The following is a 16058-nucleotide window of genomic DNA, read 5'->3' as shown; positions in this document are numbered from 1 at the left end:
GTTGACCCGTGCTAGAGTAGGACGTCGCTAGGCACTCATTGGAGACCCTATAGGGTCTCCTTTTTTTGTTCTTTTATATTTTATAAAATATAAGTTATATACAGTGGTCGATTATCTTCAGCTTTTAGTTATTTGACGCAAAATCGATTTGCGTTAAATAGTACTTCGTTATGTTAACAATTACTGTATTTGTGTTAACATATTGCTCTCTCTTTTTACGTAAAGCCTCTTTACATTAAAAACTCTTACATCAAATTAATAATTAATCTGTTTCTTCATTTTTCATCACTACTAATCTCCTTATTTTGAATTTGCATTATAGAATATCTATAATTAGCGTTATACCTTTATAAAATAGAATATAGGAGGTTGCCATGATTTCCTTTAGAAATGTAACAAAAGCATACGGTGATTTTTTAGCCGTTGATCATATAAATTTTGATATAGAGTCAAATGAGTTATTTGTTATCATTGGTCCATCTGGTAGCGGAAAGACGACAACGATGGAAATGATTAACCGTTTAACAGAAATGACAGAAGGCGACATATATATAGATGATAAAAACATCAAAGACATCAATAAAGTCGAATTGAGACGTTCAATTGGTTATGTTATTCAAGATATCGGATTGATGCCACATATGACAATTAGCGATAATATTAGCCTAGTCAACCGTTTAAAAGGTGAAAAGAAAGATGAGAAACGTATTGATGAATTATTAAGACTAGTGAATATGGATGAAAGTTTTAAAGACCGCTATCCAGATGAGCTATCTGGCGGTCAGCAGCAACGTATCGGCGTTATTCGTGCGTTATATTCAGACCCTAACATTATATTAATGGATGAGGCGTTCTCTGCTTTAGATCCTGTCACAAGAAGTGAATTACAGGACGAATTAATTCACTTACAAGAGACAATTAAGAAAACAATTGTATTCGTTACTCACGATATGGATGAGGCATTAAAAATAGCAGACCGTATCGCTGTAATGAATGATGGTAAAATTGAGCAAATTGGTACACCTGAACAATTAATTTTTAATCCGAATAATACATTTATACAAAAATTCATTGGCGAAGAGCGTCAACGAAAATATATAATGGAGCATTTTAAAGTAAAAGATTTTACTAATAAAGAGTATCCGAAAGTTAAAGGTGATTCAAAAGAAGAGATTATTTCAATTATGAAAGATCGACGTATTAATAAGGTGCCAGTAAAAATTGAAGAACAGTATTATGCATATGATTTTTTTCGATTACAAGAAGATGATTTGGAAGTTGAAGATGTTGTTGTGCTAGATGAAAATACAGACTTTAATACGGCAATGAATATAATCAGTGCAACTAAAGGGAAGCTACATATTGTTGTAGATGAAATGAATAACTATACCGGTGTCTTGGATATACAAAAGTTATTTAGTATGTTAAGCACTGACAGTAAGCGTGGTGAAGCGTATGTGGAGTGAATTTTACAATGTTTTAACGACGAGATCGTCTGAGCTTTTAAATTTAATTCAGCAACATATTGAAATATCGATGCTCTCTCTATTAATAGCGATTGTGATTGCAGTGCCAACTGGCATATTACTCACACGTACGCCAAAACTTGCAGGTCCAATTATTGGGGTTGCATCGATATTTCAAACGATTCCGAGTCTTGCGTTACTCGTATTCATGGTGCCGATTATGGGTACTGGGAAATGGCCAGCGATTGTTGCTTTAACAATTTATGGGCTATTACCGATTCTTAGAAATACGTATATCGGCATCGAAAACGTGAATCAATCCACAATCCGTGCAGGTGTTGGTATGGGTATGACGAATATGCAGCAGCTCTTTATCGTCGAGATTCCACTTGCGACACGTGTCATTATGGGTGGTATTCGAACAGCAACTGTACTCGTCGTCGGCGTTGCGACTGTAGCAGGTTTAATAGGTGCAGGTGGTCTTGGTGATTTTATATTTAGAGGACTTTCAACAAATAACACAGGGCTTATTTTGGCGGGAGCGATCCCAGCAGCAGTCATTGCGTTATTATTTGATCTGTTACTAAAATATGTTGAGAATTATTCAGCACCGGGTAGAAAAAAGGGAAGTATATTCAGTAAAGTTGCGTTCTTTAGTATCATCGGTGTTTTATTAGTTATTATGAGTTTTGGAGTTGTAAAAACAATATTCTCTTCTGACGATATGGTCATTAGTGGTAAAGCCGATACCGAACAAGAAATTTTAGTCTATGCATATAAAGAACTGATTGAAAGAAATACAGATATAAAGGTTCGTAAAGAGTCATACATTACCGGAACTTCAAACTTAGTCGAAGGTATGAATAACGGACAATACGATATGTACGTTGAATATACAGGGACAGCACTCGTTGACATTTTAAAAGAAGACGACTTTGAATACGGGACGCCTGAAGAAGTGTACGAACACGTTAAACAGCGCTATGAAGAAGATATGAATTCTGAGTGGCTCGATATAATTGGGTTCAACAATACGTATGCGGTCGCAATGCGAAAAGATGATGTAGAAAAAAACGGTATTGAAACACTGTCTGATTTACGTAAAGTCTCTAGAGACTTAAGATTTGGTGGATCGGCAGAGTTTCAAGAACGTAGTGACGGGTTCATTGGTCTACAAGAACTTTATAGTTTAGAATTTAAACAAGTTGAAACGTTAGATTCAGGAATCGTTTATGAGTCTCTTCGTACGAATAACATCGACGTTGCAGATGTATACGCAACAGATGCAAGAATTGAAGCATTTGATTTACAAATTATTGAAGATAATAAAAATCTTTTCCCACCATATTACGCGGCACCTGTCGTAAACAAAGAACTTCTTAAAAAACATCCAGAGCTTAGAGATATTTTAAATTCATTTGCAGGAAAGATCGATGACGACAGAATGCGTGAATTAAATAAACGTGTCGACATCGACGGTAAAACTGAAAAAGAAGTTGCGATGGAGTTATTAAGAGAAGAAGGCTTAATTGATTAGGAGTAATTAAATGGACTTACAAGATGCATTAAAAAAAGTAAGCAGCGGTATTTCAATGCACGTTCCAGGGCATAAAAACAATACGATTGGATTTTTATCTGACATTAAAATCGATTATGACTTAACAGAAGTTCCAGGGTTAGATAATTTACATGAACCTGAAGACGTACTAAAAGAATTAAACGACACACTAGGTAGTCCGTATAATAGATACGCACAACTCGTTGTAAATGGTTCTACGACAGGGATGTTAGCATCGATACACGCATTAAATCATCAAAATAATAATTTTTTCTATATTGATGACGCTCATAAATCTTTATATAATGGGCTTTCGTTGCTCGATAAAACACCTCTAGAATTTCGTTTGAGTCACATTAAAAAAGGAGACGTCGTCGTTATAACGTCTCCGACTTATTATGGTGACGTGTTAGATGTTAAAGATACGATTACTGATGTTAAACAGCGTGGAGGTTACGTTATTGTCGATGAAGCGCACGGTGCACATTTTAGTATGACAGAAAACTTTCCATCTTCACTTATCGATAGTGACGCCGATGTCGTGATTCAGTCGTATCATAAAATGTTGCCGAGTTTAACTGGCGCTTCAGTCACGTTTGTTAAAGATAAATCAATTCATGATCGTATGATGCACTATATTAATATAATTGAAACGTCATCGCCGAACTATTTAGTGATGGCATCAATCGAAAGTGCACAACGCTTTTATAATACATTTGATGATCTTATATTTTTAAAAAAACGTGAACAGTTAATTCATCATTTAAAGCAGTGTGATATATCTGTTGAAACTGTCGATGATCCTGCAAAAATTGTATTAAACAAAGAGGGTCACTCCCCATATGATTTAGAACGTAGTCTTAGAAACGTTAACATTTATAGCGAAATGGTGAGTGAGCGCGGGGTGCTTTGGTGCTTACCGTTATGGCATGATAACGACCGATATCCGTTTGAACAATTATTAGAAGCGATTAGGAATTTAACAGTTAAGGAGTTAGATGAAATAACAATCGATATTTCTGAACTCCACGGTAAACGTGCAGTTGAAACAATCACGCCGTATCCGCCAGGCGTTCCGTTAATATTAGCAGGTGAAGTGATTGATATTAATAGACTGGATGAATTTGTTAGGAAAAATGTTAAAATAGAAGGACTAAGGAAAAACTTAGAGTATTATAATATAGAGGTATAACATGGGTATCTTCATTACGTTTGAAGGGCCAGAAGGGTCCGGAAAATCAACGATAATACAAGGTGTGAACGATTATCTTTTAAAACATCATGAAACGCTTGTCACGCGTGAACCAGGGGGTATTCCGTTAAGCGAGTCGATACGAGACTTATTGTTAGAAGAAACGTATCATATGGATGGACATACAGAAGCACTACTATTTGCAGCGAGTAGACGTGTTCATTTAGTTGAAAAGATACTTCCTGCATTAAATCATGGTAAAATTGTATTATGCGATCGATTTATAGATAGTAGTTTGGCATATCAAGGTTACGCAAGAGGGTTAGGATTTGATCCGATATTTCAAATTAACAAATTTGCGATCGATACACATATGCCAGATTTAACGATTTACTTAAAACTCGATCCAAAAATTGGGTTGTTACGTAAAAAAGATAATGACGTTGAACATAACCGTCTAGACAACGAAGAGATAGACTTTCATGAACGTGTAGTTATGGGATATAATAAGTTATCAGAACAGTATCCGGAGCGCATTAAAACGATTGATGCGAATCAAGACATAGACGCTGTATTACACGATACGATTGATGCAATCACACAATTTATAAAATCTAGAGGTGAATAGTCATGAAAATGGTAATTGCGATCGTTCAAGATCACGACAGTCAAAGACTTTCAGATAAATTAACGAAAAATAATTTTAGAAACACGAAACTCGCTTCAACAGGGGGCTTTTTACGTTCAGGTAACACGACATTCCTTTGTGGTGTTCAAGATGAGCGCGTCGATGAGTTATTAAACGTTATCGATGACACATGCGGAAACCGCGAACAAACAGTTGCACCAGTAACTCCGATGGGTGGCAACGCGGATTCATATATTCCGTATCCAGTAGAAGTAGAAGTAGGCGGAGCGACAGTATTCGTCCTACCGATTGAACAATTTGAAAGATTTTAAGTATGGTCGATATTTCTCATACGTTAAATAAAATCATCGAAAATAATAAGCTCAGTCATACGTACTTATTTGAAAGTGATTCTTTAGAGACGTTAAAATCTGTATCTATGGAATTCGCAACGAAAATTCTTTCAGATGATACGCGCAGCAAAACAATGGTTGAATCGCTGAATCATCCAGATTTTTATTATCTACAAACAGATAGAGCGACAATTAAAAAAGAAGACGTTCAAGACGTCATGTACCAAATGAGTCAAAAGCCGGTTCAATCAAACTTTAAAGTTTATATTATTGAATCGTTTGAAAAGCTAACAGTTCAAGCAGAAAATAGTCTGTTAAAGTTTTTAGAAGAACCACCAAAAAATACAATTGCGATATTGCTTACAACAGATAAGAGTAATATTTTACCGACGACACTATCAAGAAGTCAGTATATGTATATACCGAGAAGACAAGATGAAACAATCGAAGAGTTATCTCATCTTTCTCATGGGCTACAGCAAATCGTCAGTCAGTATGGACTTGATTATCATCACATCATTGAACTTGAAGATCGATTTTCAAAAATTGTAACGGAATCAAAGAAAGTAGCTGAACTGTGGCTGAAAAAAGACGCACGCGCGTTAATCCGTTTGACGTCTATCGTAGAACTATGTAAAGAACGTAAAGATTATTTCTTAGTGTTAACGTTATTAGATGGTATGATGCGTGAAGCAATGTATGACGTATTACAAATTGAGCAGTCGAAACTATTTAACATTGAACTAACAAACTTAGTCAATGTGATTCAATTGACAAGAAACTTAGAAAAGATAGAAGAAGCAAATAAAATGCTGAACTTCAATGTAAACAATATGCTCGTTTTGGAGAGCATGATTATTAGCTCGAAAGGTTGAGCGTGTTATGCTGACAGTAGTAAAAGCAACACTTTTAAAATATAACGAAATAGTATTTATTGAAGTAAAAAACGGTGAACAACTAAAATATGATGACATCATCGTCGCAGAGACGAGACACGGTAAGTTTTTACACAAAGTCCTTCAAGAAAATATAAACGTCACAGAGGAAAACATCGTCGAGCCAGACGGTCGTTTTATCCGTCTAGCGACAGACGAAGACTTTGAAAATGATGCACTAAATGATAGAGAAGCAGAAGCAGCATTAGAATTTTGTAGAGACGCTGTTAAAGATGAAAAACTTGGTATGCATTTAATTACGTCGAAGTATTCATTAGATAAAGAAAAACTTATATTTTTCTATACGGCGGATGAACGTGTCGATTTTAGATCGCTCGTACGTATTCTTGCTCAAGAATTTAAAACGCGTATCGAGTTAAGACAAGTCGGTCTACGAGAAAAAGCGCGTTATCTTGGTGGCGTAGGCCCATGTGGCTATAGTCACTGTTGTTCGACTTATTTAGGTAGCTTTGAACCGGTGTCAATACAAATGGCGAAAAACCAAGACTTATCACTCACGCCAGTTAAAATATCTGGAGCGTGTGGTCGTTTAATGTGCTGTTTAAGTTACGAGAATGATCATTACGAATCTGCGCGTAAAAGGTTGCCAGATGTCGGTGAGTTTATCTACACACCGAAAGGTAAAGTTGAGGTTATCGGTTTAAATATATTAGAACTACAAATCCGCACGAAAAATAAAGATAACTATATTTACGAATTTAGTTTAGACGAATTAGAAGCAAATGAGGTGTAGTAATGCGAGATGAGCTATTTGATCATATTCTCAAAATGGAAAAACACCTTGAAACAATGAATGCTGAATTCGATGAGTTAAAGACACGAACAGTAAAACTGTTAGAAGAAAATGTTCGTTTAGAAATGGAAAATAACAACTTTAAACAATTGTTAATAGAGACAACGGCGGATAAAGAGAAGCCAGAACGCGAATCATTTAAAAGCAATACGTTACAAAGTATGTACGATGAAGGTTTTCACGTCTGTAACGTATCGTTTGGGACACATCGTCACGGTGAAAAATGTCTCTTCTGCCAAGAAATTTTAACTCGAGACTTATAAAAGCAGCGTTTAGCTGCTTTTATTTTATGGGGAGATATGATTTATGTTAAAAGAAAACGAACGTTTAGATGAGTTATATCGTGAGAATATGCAAATCATTCAAAGTGAAGAAACGTTTAGCTTTTCTATTGATGCGTTATTACTTGCAAACTTTGTCCACGTTACAAAGCGTGTTAAAACAATCGCAGATTTTTGTACAGGAAATGGGATTATTCCGTTGCTTTTATCTTATAAAACGAAAAAGCCAATTACCGGAATCGAAGTCCAGGAAAGACTTGTCGATATGGCTAAGCGTTCAATAGAATTAAACGATAAAAGCACACAGATAGAGATTGAGCACCTCGATTTAAATGATGTAAAATTAAAGTACAACCACTCAGTGTTTGATTTAATTACAGTAAATCCACCGTACTTTAAAAACAATCAGCCGACGCATAGTTTGACGCATCACGAAATCGCACGCAGTGAAGTTTTAATTGATTTAAAAGGGATTATTAAAGCGGCACGTTACCTCATTAACAATAAAGGTAAATTTTATATGGTACACCGTGCAGAACGTGTGCATGAAATTATCTCATTATTACATGAACATAATTTTACAGTATCAAAACTACAATTTGTTTATAGTAAACGAACGAATGAGACCGCACACTTTGTGCTCGTTGAATCGATATTTAATAGTACCGCGCTCGTAAAAGTGTTACCGCCACTTTATATTTACGATGAAAATGGCACATACACAAAAGAAGTGGAAGAGATATATTATGGGTAAACATCATATCTATATCGCACAATGTAGTGACGGCACGTATTACACGGGATATGCAATCGACGTCGATGCACGTATCGACGTACATAATAGTGGTAAAGGTGCGAAATACACACGCGCAAGACGTCCAGTCACTTTAAAATATACAGAGTGTTTTAACACGAAAAGTGAAGCGTTAAAACGAGAATATGAGATTAAACAATTCACGCGTGTACAAAAAGAAGCTTTAATGTCTGAGGTGAAACGATGAATTTATACATTGTAGGGACACCGATTGGTAACTTAGAAGATGCGAGTTTTAGACAAATTGATACACTAAAAAACGTCGATGTTATTTTAGCGGAAGATACGCGAATGACGATCAAATTATTAAATCATTTTGATATCGATACACCGTTAAAAAGTTATCACGATTTTAACAAAGAAACAGCGACAAAAGATATAATAGAAAAGATGAAAGACGGCACAGTGTTCGCACTTGTGAGTGATGCTGGGATGCCAATTATATCTGATCCAGGATATGAACTTGTTAAAAGTATGCAACAGGAAGATTTAAAATATACAGTCATTCCAGCGGCGAGCGCATTTCAGCAAGCAATTGTATTATCTGGTATCGAATCATTTGAATTCACATACTTCGGATTTTTACCAAAATCTAATAAGAAACGGAAAGAAAAGTTAGAAGAAATTCTAACTCACGATAAAACATCCGTCTTATATGAGTCGCCATATCGTGTAAAACAACTCATCGACGATATTTATAAATTCGATGAAAATAGAGTCGTTTCAATCTCTCGAGAAATCACGAAAAAATTCGAACAAACGGTGACAGACTCAGCTAAAAACGTTAAAGAAATGCTCGCGTCAGACATCCCTTTAAAGGGCGAATTTGTTATAGTAATAGAAGGATATATTGACGATTCAGTTGAAGAATTTGATATGGATATAAACACACATGTCGATATACTAATTGAAAGAGGATTAAAACCAAAAGCCGCCATTAAAGAAGTGGCAAAATTACGTAAATTAAAAACACAAGACGTATATGATACGTATCATAGAATTTAATAAATGAAGACAGAGGAGATTTCCATGACGAAAGAAACATTTTATATTACGACGCCAATTTACTATCCGAGTGGTCAACTGCACATCGGTAACTCGTATACAACAATCGCAACAGATGTTCTTGCACGCTATAAGCGCCTACAAGGATACGACGTGCACTACTTAACAGGTACAGATGAGCATGGTCAAAAAATTGAAACGAAAGCAAAAAGCTTAAATGAATCACCAAAAGAGTATCTCGATGGTATGGTAAAAGATATTAAAGAGCTGTGGGAATTACTAGACATTACAAATGATCAGTTTATCCGTACGACAGATGAGTACCATAAAAAAGCAGTTCAAGATATTTTTGAGCAACTGTTAGAGCAAGGTGATATTTATCTTGGAGAGTATGAAGGTTGGTATTCAGTATCAGACGAAGAATACTTTACAGAAACACAACTCGCTGAAGTATATAAAGATGAAGACGGCAATGTAATTGGTGGTAAAGCGCCGAGCGGTCACGAAGTTGAGCGTGTAAAAGAAGAAAGTTATTTCTTTAAGATGAGTAAGTATGCGGATCAGCTATTAGAATATTATGATAAAAACCCAGAGTTCATTTTACCGTTATCAAGAAAGCATGAAATGATCAATAACTTTATTAAGCCAGGACTCGAAGACTTAGCTGTAACGCGTACGTCATTTAGTTGGGGAATCCCAGTGCGTTCAAACCCGAAACACGTCATTTACGTATGGATTGACGCACTTGCAAACTACATTACAGCACTTGGGTATAAAAGTGATGACCCGTCTAACTTTGAAAAATATTGGCCAGCAAACGTTCAAATGATCGGTAAAGAAATCGTACGTTTCCATGCGATTTATTGGCCGATTATGTTACTTGCTCTAGATCTTCCATTACCTAAACGTATCTTTGGTCACGGCTGGTTACTGATGAAAGACGGTAAAATGTCTAAGTCTAAAGGGAACGTCGTGTATCCAGGTATGCTCGTTGAGCGCTTTGGACTCGATGCAGTACGTTACTACTTAATGCGTGAAGTACCATTTGGTTCTGACGGAGTATTTACACCTGAAGCATTCGTTGACCGTATGAACTACGATTTAGCGAACGATTTAGGAAACTTAGTGAACCGTACAGTATCGATGATTAACAAATACTTCGGTGGAGAAGTTCCGGAGTATAACGGAGCACAAAACGACTTTGACGCTGACTTAGAACGCACAGTAAAAGAAAGCATTGAAAAGTATGAACATTCAATGGACGATTTACAGTTTAACCGCGCACTTGAAGCGGTATGGACAATTGTAAGCCGTACGAACAAATATATCGATGAAACAACACCATGGATTTTAGCTCGTGAAGAAAAAACAGGAGCACTTGGTAACGTGATGGTTCATCTCGCTGAAAGTATCCGTATTATCGGTATTTTAACGCAACCATTCTTAACGAGAGGTTCTAAAAAGATTTTTGAACAACTCGGATTGACTGAAGAAATTCAAACAGAGTACAACACAATTTACACATATGGACAAGTTGCATTTAGCTCACCAGTATCAAAGAAAGCAACGCCAATTTATCCAAGACTTGAAGTCGAAGAAGAAGTTCAGTTTATTAAAGAAGAGATGGCCAAGACTGCTCCAGCAGCACCTAAAGAAGACGCTGAAGAAGTAGAAGAAATTTCGATTGATGACTTTGATAAAGTCGAAATTAAAGTCGCAACAATCGTAAACGCATCAGAACATCCAAAAGCAGATAAATTACTAAAGATTCAAGTCGATCTAGGAAATGAAGAGCGTCAAATCGTGTCAGGTATTCGCGAGCATTATGAAGCGGATGAAATAATCGGTAAAAAAGTACTCGTCGTGACGAACTTAAAACCTGTGAAACTTCGCGGAGAGCTTTCTCAAGGAATGATTCTAACAGCAGAAAAAGATGCACGATTAACGCTCGTATCTGTACCAAACGGTATAGAAAACGGAAGCATTGTAAAGTAATTAAGGAGTGATTCGATGCTAATTGATACACACGTTCACTTAAACGCAGATCAATATGAAGGTGAAGTTGATGCGGTAATAGAACGCGCAAAAGAAAACGGCGTAGAAAAATTCGTCGTTATCGGGTTTGACCGTAAAACAATTGAGCGTACGATGGAATTAATCGAATCGTATGACGAAGTGTACGGCGTTATCGGATGGCATCCAGTCGACGCAATTGATTGTACGGATGAGGATTTAGAGTGGATTGAGTCATTATCCAGTCACGAAAAAATCGTCGCTATCGGCGAAATCGGACTCGACTATCACTGGGATAAGTCACCAAAAGACATTCAAAAAGAAGTGTTTATTAAACAAATTGAACTCGCAAAGCGTGTGAATTTACCGATTGTCATCCACAATAGAGATGCAGATGAAGACACGATAGACATATTAGAATCGCACGATGCAAAATCAGTCGGTGGTATTATGCATTCATTCCATAACGGTACTGATGAACAAATCGACCGTGTGTTAAATATGGGCTTTTACGTATCACTTGCTGGTGTTATTACATTTAAAAACGTGAAGCGTCCGAAAGAAGTGGCGCAATATGTGCCGCTCGACAGATTACTCGTCGAAACAGACGCACCATATTTAACACCCCATCCATTTAGAGGAAAACGTAACGAGCCAAAACTCGTTCGACTCGTCGCTGAAGAAATCGCACAACTGCGTGGAATTTCTGTAGAAGAAGTCGAAAAGGCAACGACAGAAAATGCAAAGAGAATATATAATATTTAAATAGGGGCTATAATGCCCCTGTTTTTCTTAAAAGGAAGAATTATAGTGAAACCATACATACGAGAGGTCATTATCGTTGAAGGCCGAGACGACACACGTCGTTTAAATGAGGTGTTTGATTGTGAGACTATTGAAACGAACGGCTCAGCAATAAACAAACGAACACTCGATGAAATCGAAGTCGCATTAAATACACGTGGTGCAATTATATTTACAGATCCAGATTACCCCGGACAAAAGATTCGAAATACGATACTTGAACGATTTCCAAATATTAAAGAGGCGTTCATCAATCGTAACAAAGCCAAAAACAAACGAGGGAAAATCGGCGTTGAAAATGCATCGCCCGAAGATTTAAAAGATGCGCTAAAAAGAGTCGTGACGAGTGCTAAAACTGAAGTCGAAACGATAACAAAAAGTGACATGATCGACTTACAGTTATCCGGGCAACCAGATTCTAAAAAAAGACGCCATCACGTGGCAGAGAAGCTAAACATAGGATACGCGAATGCAAATAGTATGCGTCAAAAATTTAACCGATATAACATTCAAAAAGAGTTGATTTTAGACGCTTTAAAAGATTATAAGGAATGATAGAGATGAAAGACATCGCAACAATTGGTCGTACAAAAGAAATCGTTGAAAAGTATAACTTTAGCACGAAAAAAAGTTTAGGACAGAATTTTTTAATCGACAGAAATATTATACAAGAAGTGTTAAAAAAAGCGAGAATTAACGACGACATCGGTGTTATTGAAGTAGGTCCAGGGATTGGGTCACTGACTGAACAGCTTGCAAAAGTGGCTAAAAAAGTCGTCGCATTTGAAATCGACGACCGCCTGATTCCAGTGCTTAACGACACGTTAAGTCCATATGACAACATTAAAATCATCCATGAAGACGTCTTACAGGCTGATATTGGAGAGGTCATTAAAGAGGAATTCTCTGACGTAAAAGAAGTTATCGTCGTCGCAAACTTACCGTATTATATTACGACACCGATTCTTATGAACTTTTTAATGTATCATAAAGAGATTTCACGCTTTTACACGATGATGCAAAAAGAAGTCGGTGAACGTCTAAGTGCCTCACCGAGCAGCAAGAGTTATGGTTCTTTATCGATTGCGATTCAGTACTATACAGAAGCTAAAATCATTCAAAACGTACCAAAAACAGTGTTTATGCCACCACCAAATGTTGACTCGATCGTCGTAGAACTCGTGAGACACGAAAATCCTCCTGTCAAAGTAGACGATGAAGAAACATTCTTCAAACTGACGCGTGGTGCGTTCGTCATGAGAAGAAAGACGATATACAATAACTATCAAAGCTTATTTAAAGACGGGAAAAAGAAAAAAGAAGACATATTAGCGATGTTAGAAGCCGCTGAAATCGATCCGAAAAGACGCGGTGAAAGCTTGTCAATACAAGAATACGCACGTATTTATGAAAGCTTCAAAAATAGTAATCTTAAATTTTAACAAATATGAATCTCAATGTATAGTCTAAACCCGTATCTTTTTAAAATAAATTGACTAAATTGTGAAAAAATGGTACAATAAGATAAGTAAAGATAAGGGTGGATGAACTATGGCAAAGACATTGAGAGATATAAGAGGAATCTTAGAAGACGAAGTAGGAAATCCAGTATTACTTGAAGCACAAGGCGGTAGACGAACAATCGTAAGACGAAAAGGTGTGTTAAGAGAAACACATCCAGCAATCTTCATCGTCGAGCTCGATCCAGAAAAACATAATTTTGAATGTGTATCATATTCATACTCAGACATCTTGACTAAACATGTAGAAGTCACAGTTTTCAATGAGGACAAGACAGAGAAGCTTGTATTGATTGAAGACGAAGAAGTGGCAAACTAAATACTTACATTATAGAACTGCACATCAATGATGTGCAGTTTTTTATTTGAACTTGTTGCTCATGAGGATGCTGCTCCAGATACCATGTCCAATCAGCAGTGCACCGCAAAGTGCAACAGAATAAGCAAGCTTTCCCTCAGAAAGATAGAAGCCGTAAACTGATAAATAAATTCCAAGACCGACAAGTAAAAATAAGTTATATAAAGGGAATGTTTTCTACTCCATTAAAATAAATTTAATTTATATTATTATAACTTTATTTTATATAATACGAAATAAATAACTGAGATCAATATGAATTTCTATTAATGATATTATTTCTATTATGTCTCATATAACTATCGACTTTTAATTGTTTGTTTTATACTGTTAGAATCATATAAACGAATAAAATTTGTAAAAGCTAAGGATGATAATCAATGACAATTCCAAAGATTATGGTCGTTGGGAGTTTGAATATGGATCTCGTCGTTACGACAGATATCGTTCCGAAAACAGGAGAGACGGTTATTGGTAATGATTTTGTGACGACGTGTGGTGGTAAAGGCGCGAACCAAGCAGTAGCAGCGAGAGAACTCGGAAGTGACGTGACGTTTATCGGTAGAATTGGATACGACGTTTACGGTAAAGAGATTCTAGAAAACTTTAAGTCGCGCGGAATTACATTTGTAGATGAAACACCTGTTAAAAACGTATCGACAGGGCTTGCGTGTATTACACTTGCTGACAAAGACAACTCGATTATTATCGTTCCTGGTGCAAACGCACACGTAACACCTGAATTTTTAGAAGTACATAAAGATAAAGTAATCGATAGTGATTACGTGTTAACACAGCTAGAAATTCCAATCGAAACAGTCGATTATCTCGCGACAATTTGTAAAGAAAACGATGTGCCGTTAATAGTGAATCCAGCGCCAGCATCGGCACTCACGGACAACATTTTAGACGCATGTACATACATCACACCGAACAAAATCGAGCTGGATCAGTTAAAGTCCTACCACTCAAATTTAATGGATGATTATATCGACAAAATTATCGTGACGAACGGTTCGAATGGTTGTTTTTATTATGAAGATAAAAAAGAAGTAAGTATCGGAAGTTTTAAAGCAGAAGTTGTCGATACGACAGGAGCAGGAGACACTTTTAACGGCGCACTTGTAAGTGAACTCGCACGCGGAAATGGTTTGAAAGAAAGTTTACGATTTGCGAACGCATCAGGTGCACTGAGTGTTACGAAATTCGGCGCGCAAAGTGGAATGCCGACGCGCGAAGAAGTTTTAGCAATATTAGAAGAAGTAGAGCATAATAACTAAATGCATTATAAAAAGTACGAGTCCTATTTGAACTCTCGAATGGTTGGTTTTGATAGCCAAACGGATAGAAGTTTCAAAATAGGACTCATTTTTTATTCTTCTTTAAACGCCTCGTTATTAATGTCAGTAATAAACATATGCCCTGGTTTATGGCTAATCATAATCGAAGGTTTCGCTTGTAAAATTGCGTTTTGTGGAGTGACTCCACATCCCCAAAATACTGGTACTTCATCGTCTGCAATATCGATCGAATCACCATAATCAGGTTTTGTGATATCTTCGATCCCAATTGCACGTGGATCTCCGACATGAACCGGACCTCCATGCATATCTTTAAACTGAGATGTAATCTCGATTGCTTTATCAACTAGATTCTTTTTAATCGGGCGCATTGAAACGACCATATTACCATGAAAAATACCTGCACGCTCTGTTGGGATGTTCGTTTTATACATCGCGACGTTTTTATTTTGTTCAATATGCTTAAGCGAGATATCGCCTTTCATTAGCGCGTCTTCGAATGTAAAACTACAGCCGATTAAAAATGAAACAAAATCATCTTGCCAAATGTCTGTTACGTCTTCGACGGTGTCGACGAGCGTTCCGTTTTTATAAATGTTATAAAATGGAATATCAGTACGAATATCCGAATCCTTTGCTAAGCGGCTGTTATACTTACCATCTTCGAGCACTTCAATAATCGGAATGGGTGTTGGATTGCGAAGTGCATATAGTAAAAAATCAAATGCATACGATTTAGGTAGCACAACAAGATTCGCCTGCACGTTATCATTTGCTAAGCCAGACGTCGTATTCTTATGTCGGCCATTACGAATCTCTTGACGAATTTCATAAGCATCCATAATATCTCTCCTCGATAAAAATGTTACTTATAGTTTACAGGAGTTTTGTGGAGATAGGGGTTTTTTGGGGGCGTTTGGGTGTTTTATCTTTAAAAGAGTAATAGGGAACCTTTGAGAAATTATATTTAACAAAAAAATCGTGATTTTGTTAGATATCCGGATATATTTAACAAA

General features: G+C 36.6%; 18 protein-coding genes. 17 read left to right on the top strand and 1 reads right to left on the bottom strand.

The window, feature by feature from the left end:
* Nucleotides 1–374: 374 nt before the first annotated feature.
* The 17 genes from HMPREF3177_RS07365 (at nt 375) to rbsK (ending at nt 15021) form a co-directional block, all read left to right on the top strand.
* Nucleotides 375–1466, top strand: a complete 1092-nt coding sequence (locus tag HMPREF3177_RS07365; RefSeq protein ID WP_070458303.1) for an ABC transporter ATP-binding protein — start codon at nt 375–377, stop codon at nt 1464–1466.
* Nucleotides 1456–3003 (top strand): glycine betaine ABC transporter substrate-binding protein, encoded by a 1548-nt coding sequence (locus HMPREF3177_RS08695; protein ID WP_070458300.1) that lies wholly within the window; start codon nt 1456–1458, stop codon nt 3001–3003. The genes HMPREF3177_RS07365 and HMPREF3177_RS08695 overlap by 11 nt, the downstream gene beginning before the upstream one ends.
* Nucleotides 3004–3013: 10 nt before the next feature.
* Nucleotides 3014–4216 carry an Orn/Lys/Arg family decarboxylase gene (locus tag HMPREF3177_RS07355; RefSeq protein ID WP_070458297.1) on the top strand — a complete coding sequence of 401 codons (1203 nt, stop codon included), beginning with the start codon at nt 3014–3016 and terminating at the stop codon, nt 4214–4216.
* Nucleotide 4217: 1 nt separating this feature from the next.
* Nucleotides 4218–4844: a dTMP kinase gene (gene tmk / locus HMPREF3177_RS07350; protein WP_068128679.1), complete on the top strand. Its 627-nt coding sequence runs from the start codon at nt 4218–4220 to the stop codon at nt 4842–4844.
* Between the two features lie 2 nt (nt 4845–4846).
* A complete protein-coding gene (locus tag HMPREF3177_RS07345) occupies nt 4847–5176 on the top strand; it encodes a cyclic-di-AMP receptor (protein WP_040928162.1) in 330 nt (109 codons plus the stop codon).
* Nucleotides 5177–5178: 2 nt separating this feature from the next.
* Nucleotides 5179–6072 (top strand): hypothetical protein, encoded by an 894-nt coding sequence (locus HMPREF3177_RS07340; protein ID WP_070458294.1) that lies wholly within the window; start codon nt 5179–5181, stop codon nt 6070–6072.
* A gap of 7 nt (nt 6073–6079) precedes the next feature.
* On the top strand, nt 6080–6886 hold the full coding sequence (locus tag HMPREF3177_RS07335) for a PSP1 domain-containing protein (protein ID WP_070458291.1): 807 nt from the start codon (nt 6080–6082) through the stop codon (nt 6884–6886).
* 2 nt (nt 6887–6888) lie between these two features.
* Complete coding sequence (locus HMPREF3177_RS07330; RefSeq protein ID WP_040928164.1) at nt 6889–7209, top strand: initiation-control protein YabA; 321 nt, start codon at nt 6889–6891, stop codon at nt 7207–7209.
* A 43-nt stretch (nt 7210–7252) separates the two neighbouring features.
* Nucleotides 7253–7981, top strand: coding sequence for a tRNA1(Val) (adenine(37)-N6)-methyltransferase (locus HMPREF3177_RS07325; protein ID WP_068128672.1), 729 nt, complete (start codon nt 7253–7255; stop codon nt 7979–7981).
* On the top strand, nt 7974–8228 hold the full coding sequence (locus tag HMPREF3177_RS07320) for a GIY-YIG nuclease family protein (RefSeq protein WP_068128670.1): 255 nt from the start codon (nt 7974–7976) through the stop codon (nt 8226–8228). Before HMPREF3177_RS07325 ends, HMPREF3177_RS07320 begins: the two co-directional genes overlap by 8 nt.
* Nucleotides 8225–9046, top strand: a complete 822-nt coding sequence (gene rsmI, locus HMPREF3177_RS07315) for a 16S rRNA (cytidine(1402)-2'-O)-methyltransferase (protein WP_070458289.1) — start codon at nt 8225–8227, stop codon at nt 9044–9046. The genes HMPREF3177_RS07320 and rsmI overlap by 4 nt, the downstream gene beginning before the upstream one ends.
* Nucleotides 9047–9070: 24 nt before the next feature.
* Nucleotides 9071–11041 (top strand): methionine--tRNA ligase, encoded by a 1971-nt coding sequence (gene metG, locus HMPREF3177_RS07310; protein ID WP_070458286.1) that lies wholly within the window; start codon nt 9071–9073, stop codon nt 11039–11041.
* A 15-nt stretch (nt 11042–11056) separates the two neighbouring features.
* Complete coding sequence (locus tag HMPREF3177_RS07305; protein ID WP_070458283.1) at nt 11057–11824, top strand: TatD family hydrolase; 768 nt, start codon at nt 11057–11059, stop codon at nt 11822–11824.
* 45 nt (nt 11825–11869) lie between these two features.
* Nucleotides 11870–12418 (top strand): ribonuclease M5, encoded by a 549-nt coding sequence (gene rnmV, locus HMPREF3177_RS07300; RefSeq protein WP_246827414.1) that lies wholly within the window; start codon nt 11870–11872, stop codon nt 12416–12418.
* A complete protein-coding gene (rsmA, locus tag HMPREF3177_RS07295; protein WP_070458310.1) occupies nt 12418–13305 on the top strand; it encodes a 16S rRNA (adenine(1518)-N(6)/adenine(1519)-N(6))-dimethyltransferase RsmA in 888 nt (295 codons plus the stop codon). The genes rnmV and rsmA overlap by 1 nt, the downstream gene beginning before the upstream one ends.
* Nucleotides 13306–13414: 109 nt before the next feature.
* Nucleotides 13415–13702 (top strand): Veg family protein, encoded by a 288-nt coding sequence (locus tag HMPREF3177_RS07290; protein ID WP_040928170.1) that lies wholly within the window; start codon nt 13415–13417, stop codon nt 13700–13702.
* A gap of 419 nt (nt 13703–14121) precedes the next feature.
* Nucleotides 14122–15021, top strand: coding sequence for a ribokinase (gene rbsK, locus HMPREF3177_RS07285; RefSeq protein ID WP_371440542.1), 900 nt, complete (start codon nt 14122–14124; stop codon nt 15019–15021).
* A 92-nt stretch (nt 15022–15113) separates the two neighbouring features.
* On the opposite strand, the gene HMPREF3177_RS07280 is transcribed toward rbsK, so the two are convergent.
* Entirely contained in the window at nt 15114–15884 is a 771-nt protein-coding gene (locus tag HMPREF3177_RS07280) for a putative hydro-lyase (protein WP_070458278.1), read from the bottom strand.
* Nucleotides 15885–16058: the final 174 nt, after the last annotated feature.

This window comes from Nosocomiicoccus sp. HMSC09A07 (genome assembly GCF_001808485.1).
Taxonomy (GTDB): Bacteria; Bacillota; Bacilli; order Staphylococcales; family Salinicoccaceae; genus Nosocomiicoccus; species Nosocomiicoccus ampullae_A.
This window is presented reverse-complemented; position numbering and strand designations above follow the sequence as displayed.

Coding starts and splice junctions, on each gene's coding strand:
- HMPREF3177_RS07365 (WP_070458303.1), top strand. CDS start 375: ATGATTTCCTTTAGAAATGTAACAAAAGCATACGGTGATTTTTTAGCC.
- HMPREF3177_RS08695 (WP_070458300.1), top strand. CDS start 1,456: ATGTGGAGTGAATTTTACAATGTTTTAACGACGAGATCGTCTGAGCTT.
- HMPREF3177_RS07355 (WP_070458297.1), top strand. CDS start 3,014: ATGGACTTACAAGATGCATTAAAAAAAGTAAGCAGCGGTATTTCAATG.
- tmk (WP_068128679.1), top strand. CDS start 4,218: ATGGGTATCTTCATTACGTTTGAAGGGCCAGAAGGGTCCGGAAAATCA.
- HMPREF3177_RS07345 (WP_040928162.1), top strand. CDS start 4,847: ATGAAAATGGTAATTGCGATCGTTCAAGATCACGACAGTCAAAGACTT.
- HMPREF3177_RS07340 (WP_070458294.1), top strand. CDS start 5,179: ATGGTCGATATTTCTCATACGTTAAATAAAATCATCGAAAATAATAAG.
- HMPREF3177_RS07335 (WP_070458291.1), top strand. CDS start 6,080: ATGCTGACAGTAGTAAAAGCAACACTTTTAAAATATAACGAAATAGTA.
- HMPREF3177_RS07330 (WP_040928164.1), top strand. CDS start 6,889: ATGCGAGATGAGCTATTTGATCATATTCTCAAAATGGAAAAACACCTT.
- HMPREF3177_RS07325 (WP_068128672.1), top strand. CDS start 7,253: ATGTTAAAAGAAAACGAACGTTTAGATGAGTTATATCGTGAGAATATG.
- HMPREF3177_RS07320 (WP_068128670.1), top strand. CDS start 7,974: ATGGGTAAACATCATATCTATATCGCACAATGTAGTGACGGCACGTAT.
- rsmI (WP_070458289.1), top strand. CDS start 8,225: ATGAATTTATACATTGTAGGGACACCGATTGGTAACTTAGAAGATGCG.
- metG (WP_070458286.1), top strand. CDS start 9,071: ATGACGAAAGAAACATTTTATATTACGACGCCAATTTACTATCCGAGT.
- HMPREF3177_RS07305 (WP_070458283.1), top strand. CDS start 11,057: ATGCTAATTGATACACACGTTCACTTAAACGCAGATCAATATGAAGGT.
- HMPREF3177_RS07290 (WP_040928170.1), top strand. CDS start 13,415: ATGGCAAAGACATTGAGAGATATAAGAGGAATCTTAGAAGACGAAGTA.
- rbsK (WP_371440542.1), top strand. CDS start 14,122: ATGACAATTCCAAAGATTATGGTCGTTGGGAGTTTGAATATGGATCTC.
- HMPREF3177_RS07280 (WP_070458278.1), bottom strand. CDS start 15,884: ATGGATGCTTATGAAATTCGTCAAGAGATTCGTAATGGCCGACATAAG.